The 1,750-nt window shown below is 45.9% G+C and carries 2 protein-coding genes; both read right to left on the reverse strand.

The genetic code is table 11. The features are described 5' to 3' along the window. Positions 1 to 246 precede the first annotated feature (246 nt). The gene (locus tag A1D16_RS09190; RefSeq protein WP_290709068.1) at positions 247 to 654 is read right to left on the reverse strand and encodes a hypothetical protein; all 408 of its coding nucleotides are present in this window, start codon (positions 652 to 654) and stop codon (positions 247 to 249) included. 67 nt (positions 655 to 721) lie between these two features. After that, positions 722 to 1,750: putative porin (locus tag A1D16_RS09195; RefSeq protein WP_366206636.1), on the reverse strand; the 1,029-nt coding region annotated here is incomplete at its 5' end.

Here is a 1,750-nt window from a genome sequence, read left to right on the forward strand (position 1 = left end):
TTTGGTTTCTTCATTCCAGTCAGCTGTTGTGGCTCCCGCTGTTTTTGCTGCGGTTTCTATGGTTTTTTTGCACATGCCGCAATTGCCCCATACTTTGATGGATTCACTTTTTTTCTGACCGAAGGCAAAACTGGTTACAAATAGTATAGATACTAAGGTGATAAGTTTCATGATTCAAGATTTTAGATAGATAATAAATAACACTGGCAGGCATAATATTGCCTGTTAGGAAAGGCCAGGTATTGCTCAAATCCTGAATATGCAGTAAAAACTTTGAAAGGAGGCCGGCTGATCGGGCGGCGGACCATGTACTGGCGGTAACTGTTCTTTTTCTGACAAAGGTTCGGGGCTGGTCCAGCTTGCCCATGGCTGGGGATTCACCAGTGCTACCGGCGCATCGATCTGGTAATACACACCCCCTGCTTTCTGCTCATCGTCGACCTTCACCAGCTTAATTTCATCTTTGCAGCAATGCGAAAACTCTTCAGACTTAGGCATGCCACATTTACCGCATTCACCCTCTTTAGGACTATGGCTGAAAACATGCACACTGGCATCGGAAAAGCGCCCCATACAATGATGAATTTCTACCAGAATTCCGCTGGAAACCAACAGGTAGAGCACCGCTAATGATATGGCGAAGATTTTTTTCAACAGCACAAAGCTAGCGTGTTTTTTCACAATTCAAAACCCGGAGCTGTTAAAATAGAGCTGATTTTCGTCAGTTTACGAAGCTCCAGAAAATGCCTACGCGGATCATCAGGCCCTGCATGGGATAATCGGGCGCTGCCAGGTTATTATTATAGAAGCCAAAACCGCCGTCTTTGGAAGCCGCCGTATTTAGGTTTTCGGCCCGTACATAAGCGGCAAAACTTCTTATCCGAAAATGTACATAGGCCGCTATGTCAGGAAACTTGAGTTGTAAAGTAGCCGAGTCCTGAAAATAAAAACGACTCAGCATGGGCGAATAAAAATCTGCTTTGTAGGCCGTATGATAACGTCCTTCCAGCCCGGCGGCAAACCGCAGATTTTTAAACCCGAGGGTACCTTCATACCCGAAACGGTGGTGGGTAAAAAGCAGCGGCATATTTACCGGGCCATCTCCCGCGCGCTGCTGTAGCTGCACCCTGGCCATCCAGTTCCACCTGCGCCCCACCCGGAAATTCTTTTCCGCACTAAGTTCCACTACATTAAACAAGGCAGACGCCTGATTCGGCACATAAAAATCAGTAAAGTAGGTATAGTTGCTAACCAGCGAATAACTGCCGGATATACTCCAGCCTTTCAGTGGATTGTCTAGGGCGCCATAAATCCGGGTAATGTTTTCCTTGTTCAGGGAAGGCAGGGCCTTTAAACTGAAACTGCTACCTGGCTCAAATATATAGGAGGGTGTACGATTCACATTTTGAAAGCCCACACGTATAAAGCCCACCTGCTTGCTGATATAACGGCGTATACTGGCATTTACATCAAAATCAGCATTATTGTACCCTGCCAGGTAAAACTTACCCTGTGCTTCCAGGTCCCATTTCTGATTGCGGGTCTTATTCCGGTACTCACCATGTAAAAACAGGTTGTAAAAGCTTCGTTTACCATCCGTAAAGATGCCGGTCAGGTTTTGCAAAGACACACCTGCTTTTAAAAACTGTTGGGCATTTTTTTCGTCTGGAAAACTATAGAGAGAAAAATCATTCGTTACGTCGTTCCAGGCTTCCTCGATGGTAAAAGAGGCAGGCGGATTAACCAGGAA

The organism is Flavihumibacter sp. CACIAM 22H1 (genome assembly GCF_001601815.1).
Taxonomy (GTDB): domain Bacteria; phylum Bacteroidota; class Bacteroidia; order Chitinophagales; family Chitinophagaceae; genus Flavihumibacter.